The 1,039-nt window shown below is 64.0% G+C and carries 1 protein-coding gene; it reads left to right on the forward strand.

All coding sequences use genetic code 11. The annotated features are described in order from the left end of the window. A partial coding sequence (locus JHD07_RS39570; protein ID WP_291632060.1) for an oligosaccharide flippase family protein occupies positions 1-1,039 on the forward strand: 1,039 nt, incomplete at both ends.

The following is a 1,039-nucleotide window of genomic DNA, read 5'->3' on the forward strand; positions in this document are numbered from 1 at the left end:
TGCAGTACACGACGATCGCGGCGGCCACGACCGCCTCGACGTTCGGCCAGGCGGTCATTACGCTCGGCCTTGCATGGCAGGGCTCGGGGGCTTGGGCGCTGTGCGCCGGATTTCTCGCCGGCAAGATCGTCTATGCGGTCTGGGTCATTCTCGCCCACCCCTGGAAATACGAGTTCGCCTGGCCTGACGCGGCAGCGCGCAAGCTGCTGGGATTCGGCATGACGATCGCGGCGACCAATCTCCTTTGGACCCTCAATCACAGCGTGGATACCGCCGTCATCCTAGCGCTTCTGGGCACGGCGCCGCTGGGCCTTTATTCCGTCGCGATGCAGCTCGCCACGATCCCGCTGGAAAAGGTCAACGTCACGCTCAACGCCGTCTCCTTCACGACCTTCAGCCGTCTGCACAACGAGCCGGAGCGTCTGCGGCGCTGGTTCATCAAGCTGCTCACCTTCCGCGCCGTGTTGGCTTTTCCGATGCTGATCGGGCTTGCGTTGGTCGCCGACGACATCTTGCCGATGCTGCTCGGAGAAAAGTGGCGCGCGCTGGTTCCGCTGTTCCAGATTCTAGCCCCCGTCGGCGTCGTGATGGTGGCGAGCACGGCCTACACGCCGCTGTTCAATGCGATCGGAAAACCAGATCTGGCTCTCTGGTACACGGCGGTTTCGGCGGTGACGCTTTCGCTCGCGTTCTACATCGGCTGTTCGTACGGCGGACTGGTCGGCGTCTGCGTCGCATGGGCGGTGTTCTATCCGGTACTGTTCGTCGGCATGCTGTTACTGACAGCGAGAGCAAGTGGAGTAGGGGCCGGAGAATCGCTGATGGCGATGGCTTCGCCCGCACTCGGAGCCGCCGTGATGACTGCTGCGGTGCTGGCCGTCCGGTCGCTGTTTCCAGGGCAAGATCAAGTGCTCGCGCGCTTCGCCTGCTCAGTCGCCGTGGGCGGCATCGCTTTCGCTGGAACGGTCGCGGTATTGTCCGGGCGCGCGCTTTGGGCCGACATCACCAGTCTGTCGGCGCTCCTGGGCAAACGGAAGCC

Origin of the sequence: Bradyrhizobium sp., assembly GCF_016462955.1 — a bacterium.
In the GTDB taxonomy this organism is placed as follows: Bacteria; Pseudomonadota; Alphaproteobacteria; order Rhizobiales; family Xanthobacteraceae; genus Bradyrhizobium.